The following is a 20,724-nucleotide window of genomic DNA, read 5'->3' as shown; positions in this document are numbered from 1 at the left end:
CTCCTTTCCATCAAGTGTAAAAATAACACACAAATAGGAAAGGAGTATTTAAATATAACTTTGTTACGGTCCTATAGGATGTGGCTTGTCTGGATCTTGCCAAGGTGGCTTAGGCTTGCTTCCACCACCCTCTTCTTCTCTTGCAGGTGGTCCTGGATTTGCATAACTAATCATAGGTGCAATTTGCATTAGAGCTACACAGCTAAGACAAAAAATTAAGAACATCTTCTTTAATTTACTACCCATATAATTATCCCCCTTTCATAAATATATTTTACCATAAAGTAAACTATAATTATTCAATAATCGTTCAACACTTTCTTGCAATTAAAAACAAAAAATACTATATAATCTTATTATAAATACATAATACTATAACACTATGGGTCTTTTAGTATTGGTTAGAGTGGCTTTTATATAAATAAACTTCATACTCAAAGAAAGTTTATTTATATAAAGTATTTTTGTTTAGAATAAAAATAGAACAGATTGGAAAATCCAATCTGTTCTAAATCTTATAAATATTATTTGGAGGCGGCACCCAGATTTGAACTGGGGAGTAAAGGTTTTGCAGACCTCTGCCTTACCACTTGGCTATGCCGCCAAATATAAAGCCCTAAGTACTTAGGGCTTTATAAAATATGGAGCGGAAAACGAGATTCGAACTCGCGACCCTCGCCTTGGCAAGGCGATGCTCTACCACTGAGCCATTTCCGCAAGAGATATTACCTTTACTATGATAGCATAGGTTCCTAAATAAGTCAATACTTTATTGAAACTTTTTTGTAAAATTTGGCTTTCTAGACTCTATACCATAAAATACTACATGGTGCCCGAAGCCGGAATCGAACCAGCGACACGTAGATTTTCAGTCTACTGCTCTACCGACTGAGCTATCCGGGCAAATTAAGCTAAATTATTAGCAGATGATACAGATACCTTCTGCCGAATATGTTCATCAAGGACTAAGCGAGGTACACAAAATCGAAAATCACGATTTTGGTCCCCTGCTTATACCGACTGAGCTATCCGGGCAAATTTGAAAGCAAAGCTTTCACTTTGCTAATCACAACAATACCAAGTATATATTAATTTCTATTATTTGTCAACTATTAGTTCTTCCAATTCTTCTTTTGAAAAATGATACTTTGTATTACAGAAGTGGCATACCATTTCTGCTTCTCCATCCTCATCTATAATGGCTCTTATTTCGTCTTTTCCTATACTAGTCAAAATCCTTTCAAGCCTTTCTATTGAGCAATCACAGGAGTATTTTATTTCTACTTTATCTAATACTTCCATCTCAAATCCTTCTAATAACTCATTCATTATATCTTCTGGCGATAATCCCTTATCTATTAAAGTTGATACTGGTTCCATTTTACTTAAGGTTTCTTCTATTTTAGTTATATCTTCATCGGACACATTAGGCAATAGTTGTATTATATATCCGCCTGCCGCTCTTACAGAAATATCTTTATCTACTAATACTCCTAAACCTACTGCTGAAGGCTGTTGTTCTGATATTGCATAATAGGCTGCTAAGTCTTCTGCTATTTCACCAGATACTAAATTAGATTGCCCTATATAGGGGTCTTTAAGACCTAAATCCATAATAGTTGTAATTGTACCATTATGACCTACAAGTTTACCTACATCTAATTTACCATCTATTTCTCTAGTTTGAACATCAGCATAAGGATTATCCACATATCCTTTAATTATACCTTGATTATTTGATACTATCATAATGGTTCCTAGTGGTCCATCTCCAGCTATCTTTAAAGTTAATCTATCCTGTTCATTCTTCATCATCACTCCCATCATAGCACCTGCAGTTAACGCTCTACCTAAAGCTGCAGTAGCCGTTGGAGAAGTATTGTGAGCAACTCTTGCATCCTCTACCATGTTCGTAGTAGCCGCTACAAATATTCTTATGTTTCCTTTTTTATCTATGCCTCTTATTAAATAATCCTTCATTCCAGTCCTCCTAAGTATATAATTATTTTATAGCAATAAAGTTTATTCTTTCAGTTTCTTTTCTTATTTTCTCAAACCCAAAAGCTTCAAAAGAATCTATGGTTTTAAATCCAGCTTCTTTAAGTAATTCTATTATTTCATCTTCCTTATAGGCCTTTTCCTTATGTTCTTCATCAAATCTTTCAAAACACTCCCCATCATTACTACAGAAAAAAGTTAAATAAAATTCACAGATTTCTTCACTGTCATCATAGTAGTTTTGCCAAGAATAAAATACATCTTCTCTATCTTCTATAAAAGTATTATTCCCTATTATATGTTTCAACTTATAATGAGAGTTAATATCAAATATAAATATACCATTATCTTCTAAATGATTCCATACATTTCTAAAGACTTTCAGTAAATCTTCTTTTTCTGTTATGTAATTTATACTATCGCATATGGATATAATTGAATCAAAAGACTCATTTAAATTAAAATTAATCATGTTCTGATTCATCAATCTTACGTTTTTAAATTTTCTAAGTTTATCATAAGCTCTAGATAGCATGTCTGAGGATAAATCAAAACAGGTTAATCTATACCCTCGCTTTGCAAGATAATATGAAAGATTTCCAGTTCCACAAGCCATTTCAAGAATTTTTTTTGGTTCTCTATTATATTTTTTAAATATTTTTTCTATGTAATTAAACCAATCTTCATAATTAAAATCTATCATTAATTCATCATAGATATTAGCAAATCTATTATAAATATCCATTTTCGTCCCCCTTTTTGTTATTTATTCTTTCTTTTCTTCAGTAGTTTTGTTCATTTCTCTTTTTCTAACAGTAATTAAGCCACCTATTCTGCCTGATTCTTTAGCAGTTAATCCTCCCCAGCCTACATCATTTATCTTATCTGTTAGTCCTAGTTCTTCTGCTATTTCATACTTTAATTTATCCTCTAGAGTTTCTATCTTTTTCTTTTTTTCTCTTTTCTTCTTCATATTTATCCCTCCTAAACTTATTATTAGGAAGAACCCCTTCTTTTATTCCTAAAGGATAAAAATTAAATAACAATTCACCTACAGAGTAATTTCTGTAGGTGAATTGTTTAATCAAAAGTAAATATATATGGGATATTTCTATAATGGTCTCCGTAATTAAGTCCATATCCTACTATAAAAACATCTGGTATACTAAAACCTACAAAGTCAGGTTCTAAGTCTACCTTTCTTCTACTAGGTTTATCTAACATTACACAAATCTTTACTGAGTTTGGATTTTTTAGACCTAAAGTTTCCTTTACTTTCTTTAGTGTATATCCAGAGTCAATAATATCATCTACGATTAAAACATCTTTCCCCTCTACATCCGCTCTTATATCATGTACAATTTCCACATTGCCTGAGGATACCTCATTATGTCCATAACTTGCAGTTGTCATGAAATCAACTTCAACAGGTATGGATATTTCCCTGACTAAATCTGAAGCAAAAATAAAACTACCTCTAAGTAATGATACCACTATTAAATTTTTATTATTATATTCTTTAGATATGATTTCTCCTAATTCTTTAACACGAGTAGCTATACTTTCTCTACTATAAAGGGTTCTTTCTCTTTTGTTGCCTTCCAAATTATTCTCTCCTTTCTCCTAAGTTAATATAGTTTGAACTTCTTAATAGAATTTTTCTTATATCCCTAATTTCCCTTAATATAAGATTAAGTGTATATTGAAGACTTACTAATATTATCAATATTATAGCACTAAATATGAATTTTGTATCCATAAATTATCTTATCCTTTCAGTTTGTACCTTAAGCTTCTTCTTCACATAGTTCCAATCTATTATTATCATTTTCAACATACTCTAGCTTTGACACAGATACTTCAAATGCGATCCTTCTTTCCAATTCTCCATTAGGAAGTTTCTTCTGATATTCCCTGCTTTGAATTCTCCCCCAAAGTTTAATATGATCTCCTACTAACATCTTTTCACAAAATCTTGCATTTCTTCCCCAAGCAATAGATGGTATATAGTCAGACTTATTATATGATCTGTTTACTGCTATTAAAACATCTGTTATCTCTCTTCCAAAAGGAGTAGTTCTATAGATTGGCTTCTTACATATATACCCATCTAAATAAATTTCATTGGGTTTTCTCAATGCCTCTTCCAATTCTTCTTCCTCTGGTATATAGATTTCTTTTGTAAATATGGTTAATACTAACCTATTGCTATTGTCAATATATCTGTTATAAGACCTTAATTGTCCTTCTATTATAACATATTGTCCAATAGATAAGTCTATATCTACCATAAGTCTTTCTGAAACCGTTATTGGAAGAATGTCTACAGAATCACTTAATCTAGGTACTTCAATATCTAGATTATAAAATCCTTCTCCATACATCTCATGACTAAAACTCTTGTCGCTTGCCACTTTCCCAACTAATCTTACAATATTTGTTTCTACAGTCTTATCAATCATTACTAATGTCCCCCTCTATTCCTATGTTTTTTAAATCTATATCTAATATATTCCAGTAGATAAAACAATATGAATAAAAAATAATAGATATATCAAATTTATCATTTGTATATATCTATTATTAGACATAGATTTAAAAAATCCTTCTTTTTTTATAATTTTTGTTAAAAAAAACTCAAATTTATTTAAATTCCTTTTATTTTATACTTTTGTTAATATAAAATCTGGTAAAATCCTTTAGAGAAAATATATCTATATCCATTAACAAACTAGTAGTAATAGTTGCTATAACACCATATATATCAAGTTTATCTCTAGAATTAATCTTTATAGGCAATTCATAGGGTTCTATTATATTTCCATTTATGGTTTTGATTTCCCTTTGAAAGCATATATTCCCTTCTATTATATCGTCAATATTATAACTAGAAATATTTATACTTGCCTTATTATTGAAACCATAACTTATAATTATTGACTTTAGGTTATTTTCTAGTAAACGATTCCAGTTTTCTTCATCACAGTTTACAATTATATATTCTGAATTATTGAATATATTTTTAGTATTATGATCTTCATAACTCTTTGTGTTTAGAAATGTATGAATAATTATATTAAATTTAATATCCATATTTCTTATGGAAGATATTAGTTCCTCTTTTATATCTAATAAAAGAATATTACTATATCCTTTATTTAATATTATTATATTTTCAGAACTATTTGTATATAAAGTTTTATATTGAAATTTACTAAGGATTTCTTTTAGTAGTTGAAAGCTTATTCTATTTTTTATCTCTTCTATTACTCCAATTACTATTATCTTTTGCTCTTTCATATATCTCCCTCAATCATCCTTTATTTTTGTAAAATCTGTCTTCCCGTATTATCCATTATAAAATTTTCTTTATATATTAATTCGGAAATAGGAACAATTTCATAGCCGTCTTCTTGTAACCTTTCTATGACTAAAGGCAAATATTCTTTTATATACTTTGCATTATTATGAAACAATACAATAGAACCATTTCTTACATTTCTAGTTACTCTGTCTACTACTGGCTGAACTCCAAATTCTTTCCAGTCTAGGGAATCTACATCCCATTGAATGGTATAGTATCCATTTTTTCTAGCCGTCTGTATTACTAAATCATTATAATCTCCAAATGGTGGTCTAAATAAAGTAGGTTTTTTTCCTGTCAAATCTTCTATTTTTTTCCCTACGGTATTTAATTCTTCTGCTATCTTTTCTTCACTTAATTGACTCATGTTAGGATGAGTTGTTGAATGATTTTCAACATCATGACCCCTTTTTGCAATTTCTTTTACATGCTCTGGAAACTTTTCAACCCAAAAATCAACTAAAAAAAACGTACTCTTTATTTTATATTTGTCTAGTGTATCCAATATTTCATTAGTATATTCATCACCCCACCGAGATATAATCTTTATACATATTTATATCATCCATAAATGGGTTTTTATGCTTGAAGTTGATATATATGCTCAACTCTCCTTCTTCATCTTCTGATACATCTATTCTATCTATTAATTCGTTAATTATTGTTCTATCTAATTCTTTTATATTCACATACTTTTCAAATACACTTGACCAATCATTATGTTGTGTAATTATTGATTGAAGTTCTTCTCTTTCTTTTCTCAATTGTTCTATTTTTTTTGATAGTTCTTCCTTTTCTTTCCTGTAATCATCTAACATCTTATTATATATATCATCATCAATTTTTCCCAAAAGAAAGTTCTCAACTAATTTTTTCTGCAAGGTTTCAACCTCATTAAATCTTTTTTGCTCCACTGATAGTCTTATATTAGTATTATCTCTCTTTGATTTTGTATTCATTACTTTATCATAATCTGATTTCAACCTTTTTACTTCTACATACAACCTAGATATACTTTGAATTTCTTCTAATACTATCTCTAATACATCATCTAGTCTTATTTTATGTGGAGTACACGCTTCTCCACCATAAACTATATATGTGTTGCAATTAAAAGTTTTGCTATCATTTCTATATCTCATAGCCCGACCACAATCCCTACAGTACATTAAACCTGCTAAAATATGTTTTTTCTTACCCCCACCAGTAGGTTTTGTATATATGTTTTTAGACATCATATCTTGCACTAAATTAAATTTACTTTGTGGTATAATGGCTTCATGAGTATTTAAAACTCTTATTTGTTTATCTTCTGGTATATCAACTCTTTTATTTGTCTTATAGCTTAATGAAGTAGTTTTTTTCTGAACCATATGACCCGCATATACCTCATTTTTTAATATTGTCCTAACAGTATGATAACTCCATTGTGATTTCTTTATTTTTTCTCTATTGTAATTGAATATTTCTTTATATTCGGCAGGACAAGGAATATTTTTTTCATTTAATGTCTTAGCTATCTTTACATATCCATATCCATCTAAATATAAGTCATATATCTTCACTATAATATCTCTAACATTTTCATCTACTAATAAATGATGTTTATCCTCTGGATCTTTAATATACCCGTATGGAGAGTGTGAACCAATAAATTTACCTTGTAACCTTAAAGAATCTTGAGCTAATCTAACATTATTACTAATATCTTCTGAATACCATTCGTTTACAAGTCCATTAATTTGGCTAGATTTTTTAGTTGTTCTATCCATATTGTCTAGTTTGTCTATTATACCGATGCATCTAACATTTCTTTCTATTAGATATTTATTTAGAAATATATCTACTTCCGCATTATCTCTACTAATCCTACTTTGATTCTTAACTAATATGACATTGATATATCCATCTTCTATATCTCTAATAAGTCTTTGAAAATTTGGTCTTTCCATATTTAAACCTGTGTAACCGTCATCAATGTAAATATCGTATATGTTCCAGTTTTGCTCATTTGCATATCTAGTTAAAGCATCTTTTTGATTTTCTATAGAATCACTAGCTTCAGAGTCACCATCTTCTTTTGATAATCTACAATATAAAGCTACATTTAAAATTTTATCTTTCATTAATTTCATCTCCTTTTTATGCTCCATCATTGGCATTATACTTATACATATAATTTACTATATAATAAACCTTTATTCAACAAAAAAATAGAGAGAAAATTAATCTCTTAATTTCTCTCTTAAAATTCTAATCCAACAATCAGTAATATCATCGCCACTCTCATTAAATGTAGCTTTTACTTTTATCCCATTTTTATGTTTATATCCATTTGTTAATCGGTTATGTAAATCAATCTTTTCTATTAGTTCCTTTTCAACTTCTTCATCAACTGTAACCATGTCCATATTTTCTTTATTCATAAAATCCCCCTTTGTAATTTATATGACTTTTCCCTTTTTTATATGTACACAACAAAAAACACTTCAGAAATTAATCTAAAGTGCTAAAATTAACTTAAAATATGTAATTAAAATCCTATGTAGAAGGCGATTTAAGACACGATAATTTGGTTAAAAAGAGTAGCCATAGTTTAGTATTCAGAAAAAATTATCGCCCCGATTTACCCCCATTATTTGAAGTTTTCACTTTTTGTCATTTTTTCAACCTCTACACCCATTGAAAACACTATGGTACAGAAACAGAAAAAAGGGTAAAATACGTCGAGATTGTACCCTACCCTTTGTGTTTTTTCATCAAAACTCAAGGTGCGATTATCGCGTCTTGAACCTCCATGAGTATTTCCACACAATTCTACATACTGCACTGCTACCTTCCTCTGCTTATTTGGGAGTGAGTTTGCGTTCTATTTCAAGCATACGGCTCAAATCCCTCTTAGATACTCCTAAACTTGTAGCAATTTCTTCTAAAGTTAAAGAAGAGTTGCCATTATGTCCACTCTTTAAATCTTGTCTCTCACCATGCTTCAGTCCACATAACTCCACGTACTGAACCGCCACCTTCTTCTTGGGTCACAATTGGGCGATAATCGCCTAATTGAGGATTGCACTACCTTGTCTTACACCACACAACTCCACATACTGAACCGCTACCTTCAGATTGAAGGTCACAAATTATCTATTCTCATTTCCGACTATCTACCCATTATATTTATAGATTTTTCAATGGCAATTTCATTTGTATCTGCATCGGTTACGATTAAATTTGCAACATACTTTCCTACTATACTTGCTACACTTACTTTACATGAGTTATTGGTTGCCTCTGATAGAGTTGCCTTGGTACTACTCAATTCAAAGGTAAAGTTACCATTAACCTCAACATCATCAACAAACTTCTTGATTGTGTACTTCTGCCATGAATTGAAATAAATTTGGTAAGGAGTATCATCTTGATATTGTAAAATTGGTGTAACCTCATATCTTGCAACTGTTGGCTCTGGTTCAGGTTCTGGCTCAACTGGATTATCTTTAATTAAATCTGCATTAGCTATCTCATTCTCAATATCATCTAAATGACTAGTTGAGTCGCTATCACAGAATAATATAATCAATCCTAATTTAGTTTTATCTACTCCTACCACTTTCCACGCATCACCTAGTTTTATAAATCTCATAGTCTTAATAATCTTATTTGAAATATCACTTGCTTTGAGAGTTACTATTATTTTATCTGATGATACATCTATTATTTTGTTTTCAATAATATCAAAAGTTTGTCCTTCTATAATGGAAGGAAAAATTTCAACCTTACCATCAATAACTATTTTTATAGTAAAATCAGCTTGTCTTATTCTAGCACGATAATTATATTGATTCTCTTTTCTATTCTCTATATTTCTATCAATTTGACTTACTACTATATATGTAATTCCTGCATATTCAACTAAATCACCAGTTTTTATTGGATACTTAGTTATTATATATTTATCTGCAAAGAAAGATAAAACTTCACTTGAATCTTCTAAAATTGCAGATGTGTTGGTATTGTTTATCTTTACATTCTCGCTATTCTGCCATTGTATATTCAAGTTTTCACCTCCAAATTAAAAAGGGCTACTATAAAAGTAACCCTAAATCTTTCCAACACGATTAGGGAATATTCCTGATTTATTTAATTCTACTACTAATCTTTCATTGGATTTACCCATTGCATTATCAATCATCTTTTTCACTTCTGGCAATATGTTTCTGTCAAGATTACCTTCAACTTTTAAAGTAACACCTTCCTGTTGTATATTTATAACATTACCACCTAATCCACTTCCACCATTATAAGGATTATATTTTGCAGGAATTACTGCCTCGCCTTTATGTAGAAAAGCTAATTGGTCACTAGGTACAAATGGAGTTCCAACTGCATAGCTAGGTAATCCTTTATAATTAGGAGTAGACTTCTTTGAAGAAGATGATGAACTGCTTGTACTCATTTCACTTTCTGACTTTCTCCAAAATGCTAATTTATCTGCAATCCAATCAACTTTGTCACTTACCCATGAACTAATATTTGACCACACACCTTTTAAACCATCCCAAAGACTTGAAAATATCTCTGCTCCTGCATTATAAAATGACCTTCCAAAATTGGATATAGTTCTAGCTACTCCACTAAATGAATTATCAATCCATCTAGTAATACTATCCCACACATTCTTAAAAGCGTTCCAGATACCTTCCATAATAGCTCTTGCTATATTTGTTAATGTCGATATAGCTGCATTCATAATATTTTTAACAAAATTTATAGAACCTTCAAAAATACTTTTAATCATTTTCCATAAACCATCGGTGATTTGACCTATAGCTTTACCCATACCATCCCAATCACCTTTAAAGACAGATATAAAAAGATTTAATATACCTTTAATAGTATCTAATGCACCTTTAAATACTCCTGAAACAGTATCCCATACTATTTTAATATAATTCATTATGTATTCACCGTAAGCATCCCAATAAATCTTAAATGCTTCAATAAAGAGATTTACAGTTTCAACAATTGCATCAAAGATGGTTTTTATAGTCTCCCATACACTAGTAAATAATGCTTCATTATCACTAACGAATTGCTTTATATTTTCTACAAGCCAATCTACCACACCCACAAATACTGTTATTACCTCTCCCGCAATTCTGAATGTAGCTTCGATAATATTTTGTATCGTTGGCATAGCTTCTAATATGTAATCTGTTGCTCTAGCAACGGCAGGGGCTAATGTTTCACCTAAGTCAAGTATTAATCCTGACATACCAACTTTAATCTTTTCTATGCTTCTACCTATGCCTTGATCCATTGTTGCATAAGCTTGCTCTGTAGCACCTGCACTATTTTGCATTTCTTTTAAATTTTCTGTAAACATTTCTGTTGCTCCACCTGTTAATAATAAAGCACCTTGTCCTGCTTGTATGGAACTAAATAGATCATTTATACCTACATTGCTATCATTAGCATATTGTTCAAGTATCTTTAATGCATCTTGAACATTGTTACCACTTGCAATAAATTCTTTGAAGGATTTTCCTGCTAATTGTTGAAATAAATCTGCCGTTTGTCCTCCCGCTTTAGATAGTTCAACTAGCATTTGTCTTAATTGAACGGTTGATGTAGAGGTACTATTACCTTGAGAAGTCATTGTTGCTAATGCTCCACCAACATCTTCAAAACTTACACCTAAGCTAGATGCTATAGGGGTAACTTGAGATAATGAACCCGCTAATTCTTCCATACTTGCTTTACCAAAGTTTACTACTTGGAATAATATATCAGATACTTTTCCTGCTTCTGTAGCTTCCATTTGATACGAATTCAATACAGTTGTTAGCCCGTCTACTACTGTTCCAGTATCTACTATACCTGCTATAGCCGCCTTACTTGCTACCTCCATAAAATTGAATACATTATCTTCGGGTACTCCTGAGCCTATTGCATCATATAAACCTGGTATTATTTCATTAGGCAATATTCCCATTTCTTTAGCTAGACTCTTTACTTGGCTTTCCATTTGTGACATTGCTTCTTCCGACATATCAGGTAATAATGTATAAACAGTGTTCATTTGATTTTCAAACTCAACAAAACTATCTATACCTTTTTTAATGGTTACACCTATACCTGCAACTACACCTGTAATCATTCCTGCAATTGCAACCTTTGACCAATTAACCATACCGCCTATTTTACCTTTAAGTAATCCATCTGCACTGTCTAATCCTTTATTAAGTCCCGATTGGTCTAATTCAATCTTGGCGATATAACTTGCTAAATCTATCTTTGCCATTTTCTCACATCCTTTTACTTAAAACTTAAAAAAAAAGGAAGTAGAAATTAATCTACTCCCTTCGCTTGATAACCGTTTAATTGTCTTAACCTTCCTAAATCTGGTTCTGTTTGATGTATTGCACTTTCTTTATATAATGCATCTCTTCCTTCTTGTGTTTCTTCCATTTGCAACACCCATAATTGTTTTAGATAACCTAAAAATATTGCATATGGTAACTGTAGGATTTCATTAAATCCCATAGAGGTTTTGGTGCTTATATATACAATTTGTCTCATCATTTCAAATTCTGATTCTTTATATCTCCCACTACTATTTGTTCCAGTTCCATTTTGAACTCTGGGGATTATAAATTTTCATCATTCTGAATCTCATTAATATGTTTCATCATTTCTTCCATGATAACTCTTAAGAATCTAATATCACATAAATTTTCTTGTATATACTTCAGATTTATATTCTTAGATTTATCTAATTGTAATATAGTTAAAACTATACTCTGTAATCCTTTTAATTGTGCTTCAAATCCATCTGCCTTTTGTAACTCTTCTTGTTGCTTGTACATTTTTAAAACAAAATCGGTATTTACTTCCCCAGGAATTCTAAACTCTTCTTTATTAGGTAATGTAAAAATTAACGGTTCTTGAACCAATACACTTAAATCAACTATTTTCGCCATTTTATCTATTCCACCTTTATATTATTATTTTTTAACTTAGTCGACTAAACTAAAAAGGGCTAATAAATAGCCCATACTATACTTCTTCTACTGGATAAGTTTCAATTATTTCTACTAAGTTTCCATTGTTATCTGACAATGCAGTAAATTCATAATTAGTAACTAAAGGATTTTCATTATCGAATGTAAATTGGAATCCATTTGTTGCTTGAGCTTTATAAATATTAACTGTTAAAGTACCGCTACCATCTTTCTTTGTATGTACAAATCTTAGATAGTTTATTGGTAATGAACCTTTTCCACCAATTTTAATCGTTTTCTTTCCTGTTGCTTTATCATCAGTAACTACTGCAGGAGCTAATGTTGCTAAATTGTCTAATATAAATGTCATAATTCCACAATTGAATTTCACCTCTTCTTCACTAACAAAAGATGCAATAGTACCTCTATTTGCAGATTTTATTGTTTTAATTGTTGGATTATATTGTAATGTTGCACCACTTTCAATTGCTCCGACATTCTTTAGTGCAGTTGTAATATCTTCTTCTTTTGCAGTTTCTGGATTTAATACTTTCCCTAAATATAATTCTCCACTCAATTTTGTTATCCATAAGGCTTTTTATCCCTATGTTCTTACACTTTACCATTGTGTAAGTTCGGCGTACATTTTCAACTACTTGAGTTGTCGGACACTCTTGGAAGGATTATATTTATTCACCTTCTACGCTCTACGATGCTTTATAGCCATACGCAATCTATAAAGTTATCTCGGTATTATCCTATGAAAATTGGAGGACTTCACCGATATTGCCCGATGATAATCTAATATGTCACCATACTAGACGGCAATGAATTTACCTAATATAATAGGATCACTTTCTTGATAATGTAATGTCATATTAATCACTCTCTTTCTTTTAATTTATTTTCTTGCAATAAAATAGACTACCGATAAGTAGTCATTTTCTGGTGTTCTTATAGTTCCTCCACCATTTAATACTTGAATATTTCTTATATATGTATCATCATTTTTAATAATCTTTTCTCCTCTAGGGTCATTCAGATAAGATATTAACTCTTTCTCTATATCTTTCACCACTTGTGGAGTAGGGCTTACTATATGAAAGGTTAATTGATATTCTTCAATATATCTTCCACTTAGCAATTTATCTTTAATTACTATATAAGTTTTATCTTCTCTCTTTTCGGGCTTATCTATATAGAATATACTATCATTTTTATCTAACATAGATTTTAATTTAGTATTATTTAACAGATGTTGCCTTAATAATTTAATCATTTGACAACACCTCTCTTATCTTTCTTCTAATCTGTTCTAAATTGGAATCAACCGTACTTTCTAAATACGGGACTCTTTGATCTACAATATAGGCATACTCAATTCCATAAGAACCGACTTCTGTTTCTATTATGTCACCTTTATCCTCTGTTTTATTGGTGATTGACCTACGCAATGCACCTGTGTCAACTGGAGTTACTAACTTAACTTGAGCTTCTAATTCAAAACCTACTTCCCTCATAGCTCTTAACACCTTTTCGTGCATTTGCTTTTTAGCTTCTTCAATGGTTATTCCTTTAGTCATTATGTCACCTTCTTATCATCGAGTAACAGAATTAAATAATCATCCCAGTCCTTGATTTCAACTATATAATATATATTATTTTTATAGCTTACCTGAGTGCCTAGTTTTAATAATTCTTCGGGGTCACAAAATACTTTATATTTAGCGTCTTTATCATAGCTAAAGTCCCTATAATTCATTTTTTGAGTATGAGGTTGAACATCACATTGAATAGTTTTAATTACTTCACTTTGACCCTCAACCAATAATCCGTAATCATCCATATAACTATTATCACTTAAAATAGATATTTCTTTATCATAGAACATTTAAAACACCCCTGTCACGCATTGATATCACAGTGTAATACGAAATATCAAGTTTCTCTGATAATTCTTTTAGTGTAAACTTCTGACCTTTATACTCTGTTATCACATTGGTTCTACGGTTATTTGCTTGTTGTTTAGTTGTCGTCCATCTACAATTACTAGGTTCATAATTACCATTGTTGTCAACTCTATCAATACTTAAACCTTCTTCATACCCATTTTCTATAGCCCAATTATAAAAAGGAATGAAATCTTCCCATTCTTTGCAATATGAAATTCCTCTTCCACCGTAATCTACATAATCTGATGAATTCTTATTTCTACATCTGTTCTTCATTCCTCCCCATACATTGTATAGTCTTGTATTTTTCATACCATGAATTGGTTTGAATTGAGTTTCTTTATTTAAACAACCACATGATTTAGTATGCCCACATGTTAAAGCATCAGTACGAATAGATTTGATATTCCCACAATCACACTCGCATATCCAATAATTTCTTCCTTTGTTTTTTTTAGTATCTTTCTCCTTAACAGTTAATCTTCCGAACTTTTTACCAGTTAAATCTTTTTTTATTTTCACCAACCCCTTTTATCCTATAATTTGCACTCTTGGCATTGGCAAACTCTGAATTATTTCTTTTGGAATTCCACGCTCAAAGGTTTGTGACCTACTACCTTGCGATTGTTGAATCACTCCCGCATTATTTCTATTTTGATAATAATAAACTGCTAAATCTACAATTTGAGTTTGAAATTTAGCTTCATTTAAGGCAAACTCTTCATCTGACCAACACAAATAAGATTGAATAGATTTTTTAGCTTTAGACAAATGATGATTTAATACAGTATCTTTACTTGTATCTGTAATATTTAATAAACCTTTTAATAACTCTAACATTTATTTATCCCCTCCTATATATAGAATAAGAGGGGAATTTAATCCCCTCAACTATTTTGATTATGCCAATGTTACATCATAGAAAAGAACTGCAATAGCATCTTCTCTTAACACAACGGAATCATATACACAAAGTCCTCTAACTCCATCTGCAAATGCACTTTGTAATCTCATTGCCTCAAGATTATCAATCGCCTTACCATATCCCATAGCAGATTTATGTAATGCAACAACTTTACCTGCTCCCACTTCTTCAGATACTATTACAGTAAATCCGTTTATCTTAGCATTTGCAACAATACCATTTGCTAAAACTTCTGGATTTCTAGTAAATCTATCATCTTTTTGAAGTAAGTTTAGGTAGTCATTATTAACAACAACAAATCTATCAGTTGCAGGAACTTTAGCTTTTCCTAGTAAAGTACCTAGATCAACTATATAGTCATATGCTTCTGTAACCTTTGCAATAGTTTTCTTAGTAGTAGCACTTCCTACCTTATGAGCTGCCTTAACTCCCGCTACTGCTTTTGCTAATACTGCACTGTCAATAGTTTCTGCTAAAACATCTGAATGTTCTTTAACAGTTGCATCAATTAATTCTCCTGCTAAACCTATTTTATCTACATCATCAACGCTAAAAGCAAAATATTTCTTTTGAGCCATTAACATTTCGATTGGTGTAGTTGTTATTTCATCCCATGCAATAGTACCTGCGTAATCTTTAACACTTCCCGCACCTACTCTGTTAAATATAATCTTTGCTCCCTGAACATCAACAGGTTTAGTAGTAATAACATCTGCTATACTCACACTGTGAAAATTCGCTAATAATCTTGCTTCCCATATATTTTTTCTAAAAGTTGTAATTGCCATAAAATATCACTCTCTTTCTAGTTTTTTAGTTAGTAATTTGTTTAATGTCTAAATTCCGAAACGACTATTTTGCTACCTTGTCCCAAATCTTATTAATTTCTTCTATACTCATATTCTCCATATCTGCTAAAGATAATTTACCTTCTACTTGAGTAGTCGGTGGAGCATAAGCATCCTTCTTTAATCTTTCTTGAACTACTTTCTCCACTGCCTTATTTACAATTTCAATTAACTTATCAGAATTAGATTTAATTTCTTCTTCATCAGTACCACCAACAAAGTCTAAAAGTTCTATATTATAGCCCTTTTCTTTGAAGTAATCCAATTTCGATAGTTTTAACTCATATTGTTTTAGTTGATTTTCTCTTTCTAATAACTCTCTTTCCTTCTCTTGTTGAAGCTCTTCTTGTGTCATACTTGCTTTTTTTCTCTCTGCTTCGAGTTGTGCTTGATACTCTTTTTCTTTTTTAGTTAATGCACCAGTAACCCTCTTATCTGCATATGATTCCATATGTTTAATAAATTCTGGATTATTAAGAATTGATTGAATATCAAACTCCTTTTCAGATGCTTGAGTTTCCTCTGTTTGAGTTTCCTCAACCTCTGTATTTTCTGCAAATAATTGTAAATTTAATTTTTCCATTTTCACATTCTCCTTTTCTAGTTCTATACTTACACCCTTTTCAGTTTGCATGATATAGCCCTAATATGTATTATTTTTTTATATAGAAAAAGACACCTTGATTTCTTTATCAAGATGCCTTAATCAACTAATATTATTTTGTTCAGCCCAATCCTCATATTTTGTATATGGGATATTTTCTTTTGTAATATTATCTCTTCTAGTTCGTGGATTCCAGTCTCCACTAACTATTGGAACATAACATGACCTGCACATTATATGAGTATCTTCGGGTATTTTAGGATAATTATCAGTAAGTTTATATCTATTCCCATCCAGTCCTTGACAAGTTTCAGATATTCTATCATCTAAAGTAGCTACAAACATTAATTCTTGTACAACCCCACTATCATGATATATCTGGTCTTGAGCTTGAGAAACTACTCTTGATAATTCATTTCTTACTAGTCTATGGGCTTCAAAACTTGATGTTCCAAAGGCATTCTTAACTTCTTTACTTAATTTTTGTATAGAAGTTCCATCAGTAATTCCTTTACCAATAATGTCATATAACTTACTGTATAGATTATTCGTATTCTTCCAAATTCTATCTGAATAAGTCATTCCCTCAAAATTAGCCCTCAAAACTGACTCAATAAACTCTGGTCTAAGTAGCTTGTAATTAATACCTACACTAGAACCATTGTTAATTATATGAGCTGTTTTATAATATCCATCTACATATGACCTAAGCAATGCTTCATCAGTTATATTTGTAGTTTTCTTGATTAATTCCCTACTCATATTAATTATATTTTTTTCCATTTCCCTCAATATATTGAATCTATCTAGACTATTTATAACTAGCTTTCCTTCACTATCTGCATACTTCATATAGATAGAACCAATATCACGCCTTACTCTTTCAAGATGTTTTTTCTGTTCTAGTAATATTCTTTTAATATCTTTATTAGTTTCCTTCTCAATTGCTATTCTCAACTTTAATATTTCTTTCTCTAATTGTTTGAACATCTTAATCACCTAAATTATATTTATCTGCTAAATCATCTGTTATTTTTTCTAAGTCTAACATTTCTGCTTCTTGTTCTTTCCTTCTCTTTTCTAATTCAAGAGTAGGATTAGCAATAAATGGAAGTTGAGCTAATAATGTTTCATCTGATGCAGTACCTTTTAACTTAGTTACCATATCCGCTAAACCTGCTAAATCGGTCGGTAAATTTCTGGTAAATTGAACAGATATATCTTTATAATTGTATTCTTTACCTTCTCTAACTTTAATATATTCAAAGAAATTTCTTAGCCTTTGCTTAATTACATTTTCCATAATTGCTTCTCTAAGTGCTATTCTGTTTTCTAAGTTTAATAATTTATTCTTTAATGCTAGTCCAGATGTATTACTTGCCCAATTTTCATTGAAGTTTACTTGGTCAGATAAATCATATATCTTTTTCTCGAGTAAATTTAATTCATTCTGAACAAAATCGTCATTGATGTCTTTAATTAACCATTTTACACTTGCCCCTTGTGGAACTTGAATTATACCCGCCTTTTTCATTCTTGCTAAATCGTCCTCTTGTAACTCTGCATTTTCGATAAGTAGATAAGCGTTTCTATGGTCTGCCACCTCGTTACATAAATCTGAATTTAGATGACTAAATGCTTGAACCAATGGAATAATATCATGAAAACCTGATAGTCTTTCACTATTTGCAGGACAGCTAATTATTGGAACTCTATCAAATATATGTGTTCTTTCATCTATCTTCTTTAAACTATCTCCATCTACTATATATGTAATAATTCTATTATCTACAAATACATCTATATATTCATTATCATCAAACCTTTTTTGATATTTATATATAGCCATGATTGCATTTCTTTCAACTGTTCCATCTTCTAATATGTATGAATTTAATGGATTTAATACAGTAGCTTTAAAATCTCCATCTCTATCTACATAGTTTAATTCCCATGCAATACCATATATTTCACTTGATTTTCTAAGCAATATATCATGTTCTTGAACCCAGTGTGTCATGTGATAATCAATAGTATCTATGATTTCTTGATTTCCACTTTTAGATATATAATTTATATCCTTACCTAACAAATAACCTGTTTCTACATCTACAAATTTTCTACAAAAGTTAAAAGGGATTTTCATATTACTTCTTGAATCTTGCATAGTATAATCTTTAAATATTACACCAATATCACCCTCATAGTAATCCTTGTATTTCTGATACCTTATTGCATTTTTATCTAATTCTTTTAAACATTCTAATATAATTTTTTCTGTTACTTTAAAATTATCCAATATATGCACCTACTTTCTAAAATAATAAACTTCTATCAAAGAATTTTAATGATTGAATTTGTTTATTTAGCTTGTCTATCTCTAAACTAAATTGAGCTACCACATCAGGAAAGTCATCGTGTAATGAATACTCAACACCTGCAAAATCTGATAATTGTTCTAGTGCTTCACTATCATCTTCATTAAAGATAAGCCTTCCCATATTCACATCTGGAACGATTAAATTAATTTTTGCATCTTTATTCATTCGTTGATGGTCATTGATTATAGTTATATTCCTTGCCATTAACTCACTATCTTCTTTTAATAATTCTTTTAACCTGATAACATCTCCACCTGAATAAGTTTGTTTCTCTATAAATACATGGGTAATATCCGTATATGTACGCAAATAAAAAAGTATCTTATTCAGATACTCATCAAAATCAAACCTATATAATTCGCCCTTCCTTATATACTTAACTTTATTATCTGCAACTGATCCAACCACAAAGGCATAGTAATCCCTCTTACCCTTTGTTCCACTTCCCGCAGGGTCAACACATAACATAGTTTTCTTAAAATCATGGCTTTCAATTACTTCTGCCGACTCTGTAATTATAGTTTTAAATCTCTTTTCCCCTATACTATCTACATCACCTTGCATCTCTTGTTTAAAAGAAATAGGATTTTCATAATATTGTAGGGCAATATCTAAACAATCCCAGTATGATTGCCATAATAAAGGGTATTGCATTTCTTCTTTGTTCTGTAGATAATACTCTTTAGCATAATCAAGTCTATTATCATTATCTTTATCAGTTAATAGCCTTTTAAATTCTTCCCAATGTCCACTATTAAATAATTCATCTACATCATCAACTAATATTCCTTTTTCTTGCTTAGTTTTCCATGTTGGAGATTTAGTTAATCTACTATAGAAACATTCTTTATGTTGTATAGTACCAACTGCAATCATAGTGCTATTGTCCTTTTGCATTGCATAGTTGACATCATCACTAAACCTTTTCCATTTCTTTTCCCTTTGTTCATCTGTCATAACTTCATCATCCTTCTGGTAATCATCCAATAGCAATAATTCAATTCTTTTATTATTGTATGACTTACCCCTTAATGTTGAAGCTGCACTTATACTTTGTATCATAGTCCTATTTGCAAATTCCACCTTTTCACTATTGTTTATATACTTTCTAGTGTCATACATTTGACCAAATGCTTCTTCTATTCTCTTATTGCCATCAACCGCCATTTTAATATTTCTTATAAAGGTTTCTGCCGTATCTCCAATAGCACTTGCAATAACAGTATAGGTTTTATGATTATATAAACTTACCCAGATGGAGGTAGCCAAAGAACCAAATAAGGATTTACCAGTACCTCTAGGAAGGATATAAACTTGTTTATCATGGGACTTATTTAGTACCATACTATTGATTTCATCCCACATTTCAAAATGAATAGGAGCAATTTCTGCATTTCCCTCTGCAAGATAAACATTAGATAAGAAGTATAATGAAAAATATTCTAAGTTTCTTCTACCTACTGCCCACGCCAAACCATGATAGCCAAATAAATTCTTTTTATGTTTCAACATTAGTTTTTCAGCTTGTTTATCTCCATACATTTCAGATAAATATTTATATAATAACTTTCTATCTTCTTGAGTTGTTACTAAATCTGCCATTCCATATATCACCTACTTTCACGCTAGTTGCTTAATTATAATTATCAAT

General features: G+C 30.5%; 26 protein-coding genes and 3 tRNA genes. All 29 read right to left on the bottom strand.

Going from position 1 to position 20,724, the window contains the following annotated elements; all coding sequences use genetic code 11:
- Positions 1-63 precede the first annotated feature (63 nt).
- The 29 genes from FYJ83_RS08160 to FYJ83_RS08025 all read right to left on the bottom strand — a co-directional run bounded on the left by FYJ83_RS08160 (position 64) and on the right by FYJ83_RS08025 (position 20,675).
- The gene (locus FYJ83_RS08160) at positions 64-246 is read right to left on the bottom strand and encodes a hypothetical protein (protein ID WP_154439839.1); all 183 of its coding nucleotides are present in this window, start codon (positions 244-246) and stop codon (positions 64-66) included.
- Positions 247-529: 283 nt separating this feature from the next.
- Positions 530-604, bottom strand: a tRNA-Cys gene (locus FYJ83_RS08155).
- A 38-nt stretch (positions 605-642) separates the two neighbouring features.
- A tRNA-Gly gene (locus tag FYJ83_RS08150) sits at positions 643-717 on the bottom strand.
- Positions 718-827: 110 nt separating this feature from the next.
- Positions 828-903: transfer RNA gene (locus FYJ83_RS08145), tRNA-Phe, on the bottom strand.
- 195 nt (positions 904-1,098) lie between these two features.
- Positions 1,099-1,980, bottom strand: a complete 882-nt coding sequence (hslO, locus tag FYJ83_RS08140) for an Hsp33 family molecular chaperone HslO (protein ID WP_154439838.1) — start codon at positions 1,978-1,980, stop codon at positions 1,099-1,101.
- A gap of 22 nt (positions 1,981-2,002) precedes the next feature.
- Positions 2,003-2,743: a class I SAM-dependent DNA methyltransferase gene (locus tag FYJ83_RS08135; RefSeq protein ID WP_154439837.1), complete on the bottom strand. Its 741-nt coding sequence runs from the start codon at positions 2,741-2,743 to the stop codon at positions 2,003-2,005.
- Positions 2,744-2,764: 21 nt separating this feature from the next.
- Positions 2,765-2,971: a small, acid-soluble spore protein, alpha/beta type gene (locus FYJ83_RS08130; protein ID WP_154439836.1), complete on the bottom strand. Its 207-nt coding sequence runs from the start codon at positions 2,969-2,971 to the stop codon at positions 2,765-2,767.
- 107 nt (positions 2,972-3,078) lie between these two features.
- Entirely contained in the window at positions 3,079-3,603 is a 525-nt protein-coding gene (gene hpt, locus FYJ83_RS08125) for a hypoxanthine phosphoribosyltransferase (RefSeq protein ID WP_154439835.1), read from the bottom strand.
- 182 nt (positions 3,604-3,785) lie between these two features.
- Entirely contained in the window at positions 3,786-4,460 is a 675-nt protein-coding gene (locus tag FYJ83_RS08120; RefSeq protein ID WP_154439834.1) for a single-stranded DNA-binding protein, read from the bottom strand.
- A gap of 196 nt (positions 4,461-4,656) precedes the next feature.
- Positions 4,657-5,298 carry a hypothetical protein gene (locus FYJ83_RS08115; protein ID WP_154439833.1) on the bottom strand — a complete coding sequence of 214 codons (642 nt, stop codon included), beginning with the start codon at positions 5,296-5,298 and terminating at the stop codon, positions 4,657-4,659.
- 20 nt (positions 5,299-5,318) lie between these two features.
- On the bottom strand, positions 5,319-5,903 hold the full coding sequence (locus FYJ83_RS08110; RefSeq protein WP_326828321.1) for a polysaccharide deacetylase family protein: 585 nt from the start codon (positions 5,901-5,903) through the stop codon (positions 5,319-5,321).
- A complete protein-coding gene (locus FYJ83_RS08105) occupies positions 5,887-7,488 on the bottom strand; it encodes a recombinase family protein (protein ID WP_195837955.1) in 1,602 nt (533 codons plus the stop codon). The genes FYJ83_RS08110 and FYJ83_RS08105 overlap by 17 nt, the downstream gene beginning before the upstream one ends.
- A gap of 99 nt (positions 7,489-7,587) precedes the next feature.
- The gene (locus FYJ83_RS08100; RefSeq protein WP_154439830.1) at positions 7,588-7,788 is read right to left on the bottom strand and encodes a hypothetical protein; all 201 of its coding nucleotides are present in this window, start codon (positions 7,786-7,788) and stop codon (positions 7,588-7,590) included.
- A gap of 420 nt (positions 7,789-8,208) precedes the next feature.
- A complete protein-coding gene (locus tag FYJ83_RS08095) occupies positions 8,209-8,370 on the bottom strand; it encodes a helix-turn-helix transcriptional regulator (RefSeq protein WP_154439829.1) in 162 nt (53 codons plus the stop codon).
- Positions 8,371-8,519: 149 nt separating this feature from the next.
- Positions 8,520-9,416: a hypothetical protein gene (locus FYJ83_RS08090; protein ID WP_154439828.1), complete on the bottom strand. Its 897-nt coding sequence runs from the start codon at positions 9,414-9,416 to the stop codon at positions 8,520-8,522.
- A 42-nt stretch (positions 9,417-9,458) separates the two neighbouring features.
- Entirely contained in the window at positions 9,459-11,663 is a 2,205-nt protein-coding gene (locus tag FYJ83_RS08085; RefSeq protein WP_154439827.1) for a phage tail tape measure protein, read from the bottom strand.
- A 47-nt stretch (positions 11,664-11,710) separates the two neighbouring features.
- Positions 11,711-11,944 carry a hypothetical protein gene (locus FYJ83_RS19650; RefSeq protein WP_195837954.1) on the bottom strand — a complete coding sequence of 78 codons (234 nt, stop codon included), beginning with the start codon at positions 11,942-11,944 and terminating at the stop codon, positions 11,711-11,713.
- Between the two features lie 65 nt (positions 11,945-12,009).
- Entirely contained in the window at positions 12,010-12,342 is a 333-nt protein-coding gene (locus tag FYJ83_RS08080; RefSeq protein WP_154439826.1) for a hypothetical protein, read from the bottom strand.
- Between the two features lie 76 nt (positions 12,343-12,418).
- Positions 12,419-12,940 carry a hypothetical protein gene (locus tag FYJ83_RS08075; RefSeq protein ID WP_154439825.1) on the bottom strand — a complete coding sequence of 174 codons (522 nt, stop codon included), beginning with the start codon at positions 12,938-12,940 and terminating at the stop codon, positions 12,419-12,421.
- A gap of 324 nt (positions 12,941-13,264) precedes the next feature.
- Positions 13,265-13,642, bottom strand: coding sequence for a hypothetical protein (locus FYJ83_RS08070; protein WP_154439824.1), 378 nt, complete (start codon positions 13,640-13,642; stop codon positions 13,265-13,267).
- Positions 13,635-13,946 (bottom strand): HK97 gp10 family phage protein, encoded by a 312-nt coding sequence (locus FYJ83_RS08065; RefSeq protein WP_154439823.1) that lies wholly within the window; start codon positions 13,944-13,946, stop codon positions 13,635-13,637. The genes FYJ83_RS08070 and FYJ83_RS08065 overlap by 8 nt, the downstream gene beginning before the upstream one ends.
- Complete coding sequence (locus tag FYJ83_RS08060; RefSeq protein WP_154439822.1) at positions 13,946-14,254, bottom strand: hypothetical protein; 309 nt, start codon at positions 14,252-14,254, stop codon at positions 13,946-13,948. The genes FYJ83_RS08065 and FYJ83_RS08060 overlap by 1 nt, the downstream gene beginning before the upstream one ends.
- The gene (locus FYJ83_RS08055) at positions 14,244-14,840 is read right to left on the bottom strand and encodes a hypothetical protein (RefSeq protein WP_154439821.1); all 597 of its coding nucleotides are present in this window, start codon (positions 14,838-14,840) and stop codon (positions 14,244-14,246) included. The genes FYJ83_RS08060 and FYJ83_RS08055 overlap by 11 nt, the downstream gene beginning before the upstream one ends.
- Positions 14,841-14,846: 6 nt before the next feature.
- A complete protein-coding gene (locus tag FYJ83_RS08050) occupies positions 14,847-15,155 on the bottom strand; it encodes a head-tail connector protein (RefSeq protein WP_154439820.1) in 309 nt (102 codons plus the stop codon).
- A 60-nt stretch (positions 15,156-15,215) separates the two neighbouring features.
- Positions 15,216-16,028, bottom strand: a complete 813-nt coding sequence (locus FYJ83_RS08045; RefSeq protein WP_154439819.1) for a phage major capsid protein — start codon at positions 16,026-16,028, stop codon at positions 15,216-15,218.
- A 64-nt stretch (positions 16,029-16,092) separates the two neighbouring features.
- Positions 16,093-16,671, bottom strand: coding sequence for a DUF4355 domain-containing protein (locus FYJ83_RS08040; RefSeq protein WP_195837953.1), 579 nt, complete (start codon positions 16,669-16,671; stop codon positions 16,093-16,095).
- A gap of 123 nt (positions 16,672-16,794) precedes the next feature.
- Complete coding sequence (locus FYJ83_RS08035; protein WP_154439817.1) at positions 16,795-17,682, bottom strand: minor capsid protein; 888 nt, start codon at positions 17,680-17,682, stop codon at positions 16,795-16,797.
- A 1-nt stretch (position 17,683) separates the two neighbouring features.
- Positions 17,684-18,991: a phage portal protein gene (locus tag FYJ83_RS08030; protein WP_154439816.1), complete on the bottom strand. Its 1,308-nt coding sequence runs from the start codon at positions 18,989-18,991 to the stop codon at positions 17,684-17,686.
- A 16-nt stretch (positions 18,992-19,007) separates the two neighbouring features.
- Positions 19,008-20,675 (bottom strand): hypothetical protein, encoded by a 1,668-nt coding sequence (locus FYJ83_RS08025; protein WP_154439815.1) that lies wholly within the window; start codon positions 20,673-20,675, stop codon positions 19,008-19,010.
- Positions 20,676-20,724 lie beyond the last annotated feature (49 nt).

This window comes from Tissierella pigra, assembly GCF_009695605.1.
In the GTDB taxonomy this organism is placed as follows: domain Bacteria; phylum Bacillota; class Clostridia; order Tissierellales; family Tissierellaceae; genus Tissierella; species Tissierella pigra.
Note: the sequence above shows the minus strand (reverse complement) of the source record. Positions and strands in the feature narration are given on the sequence as shown.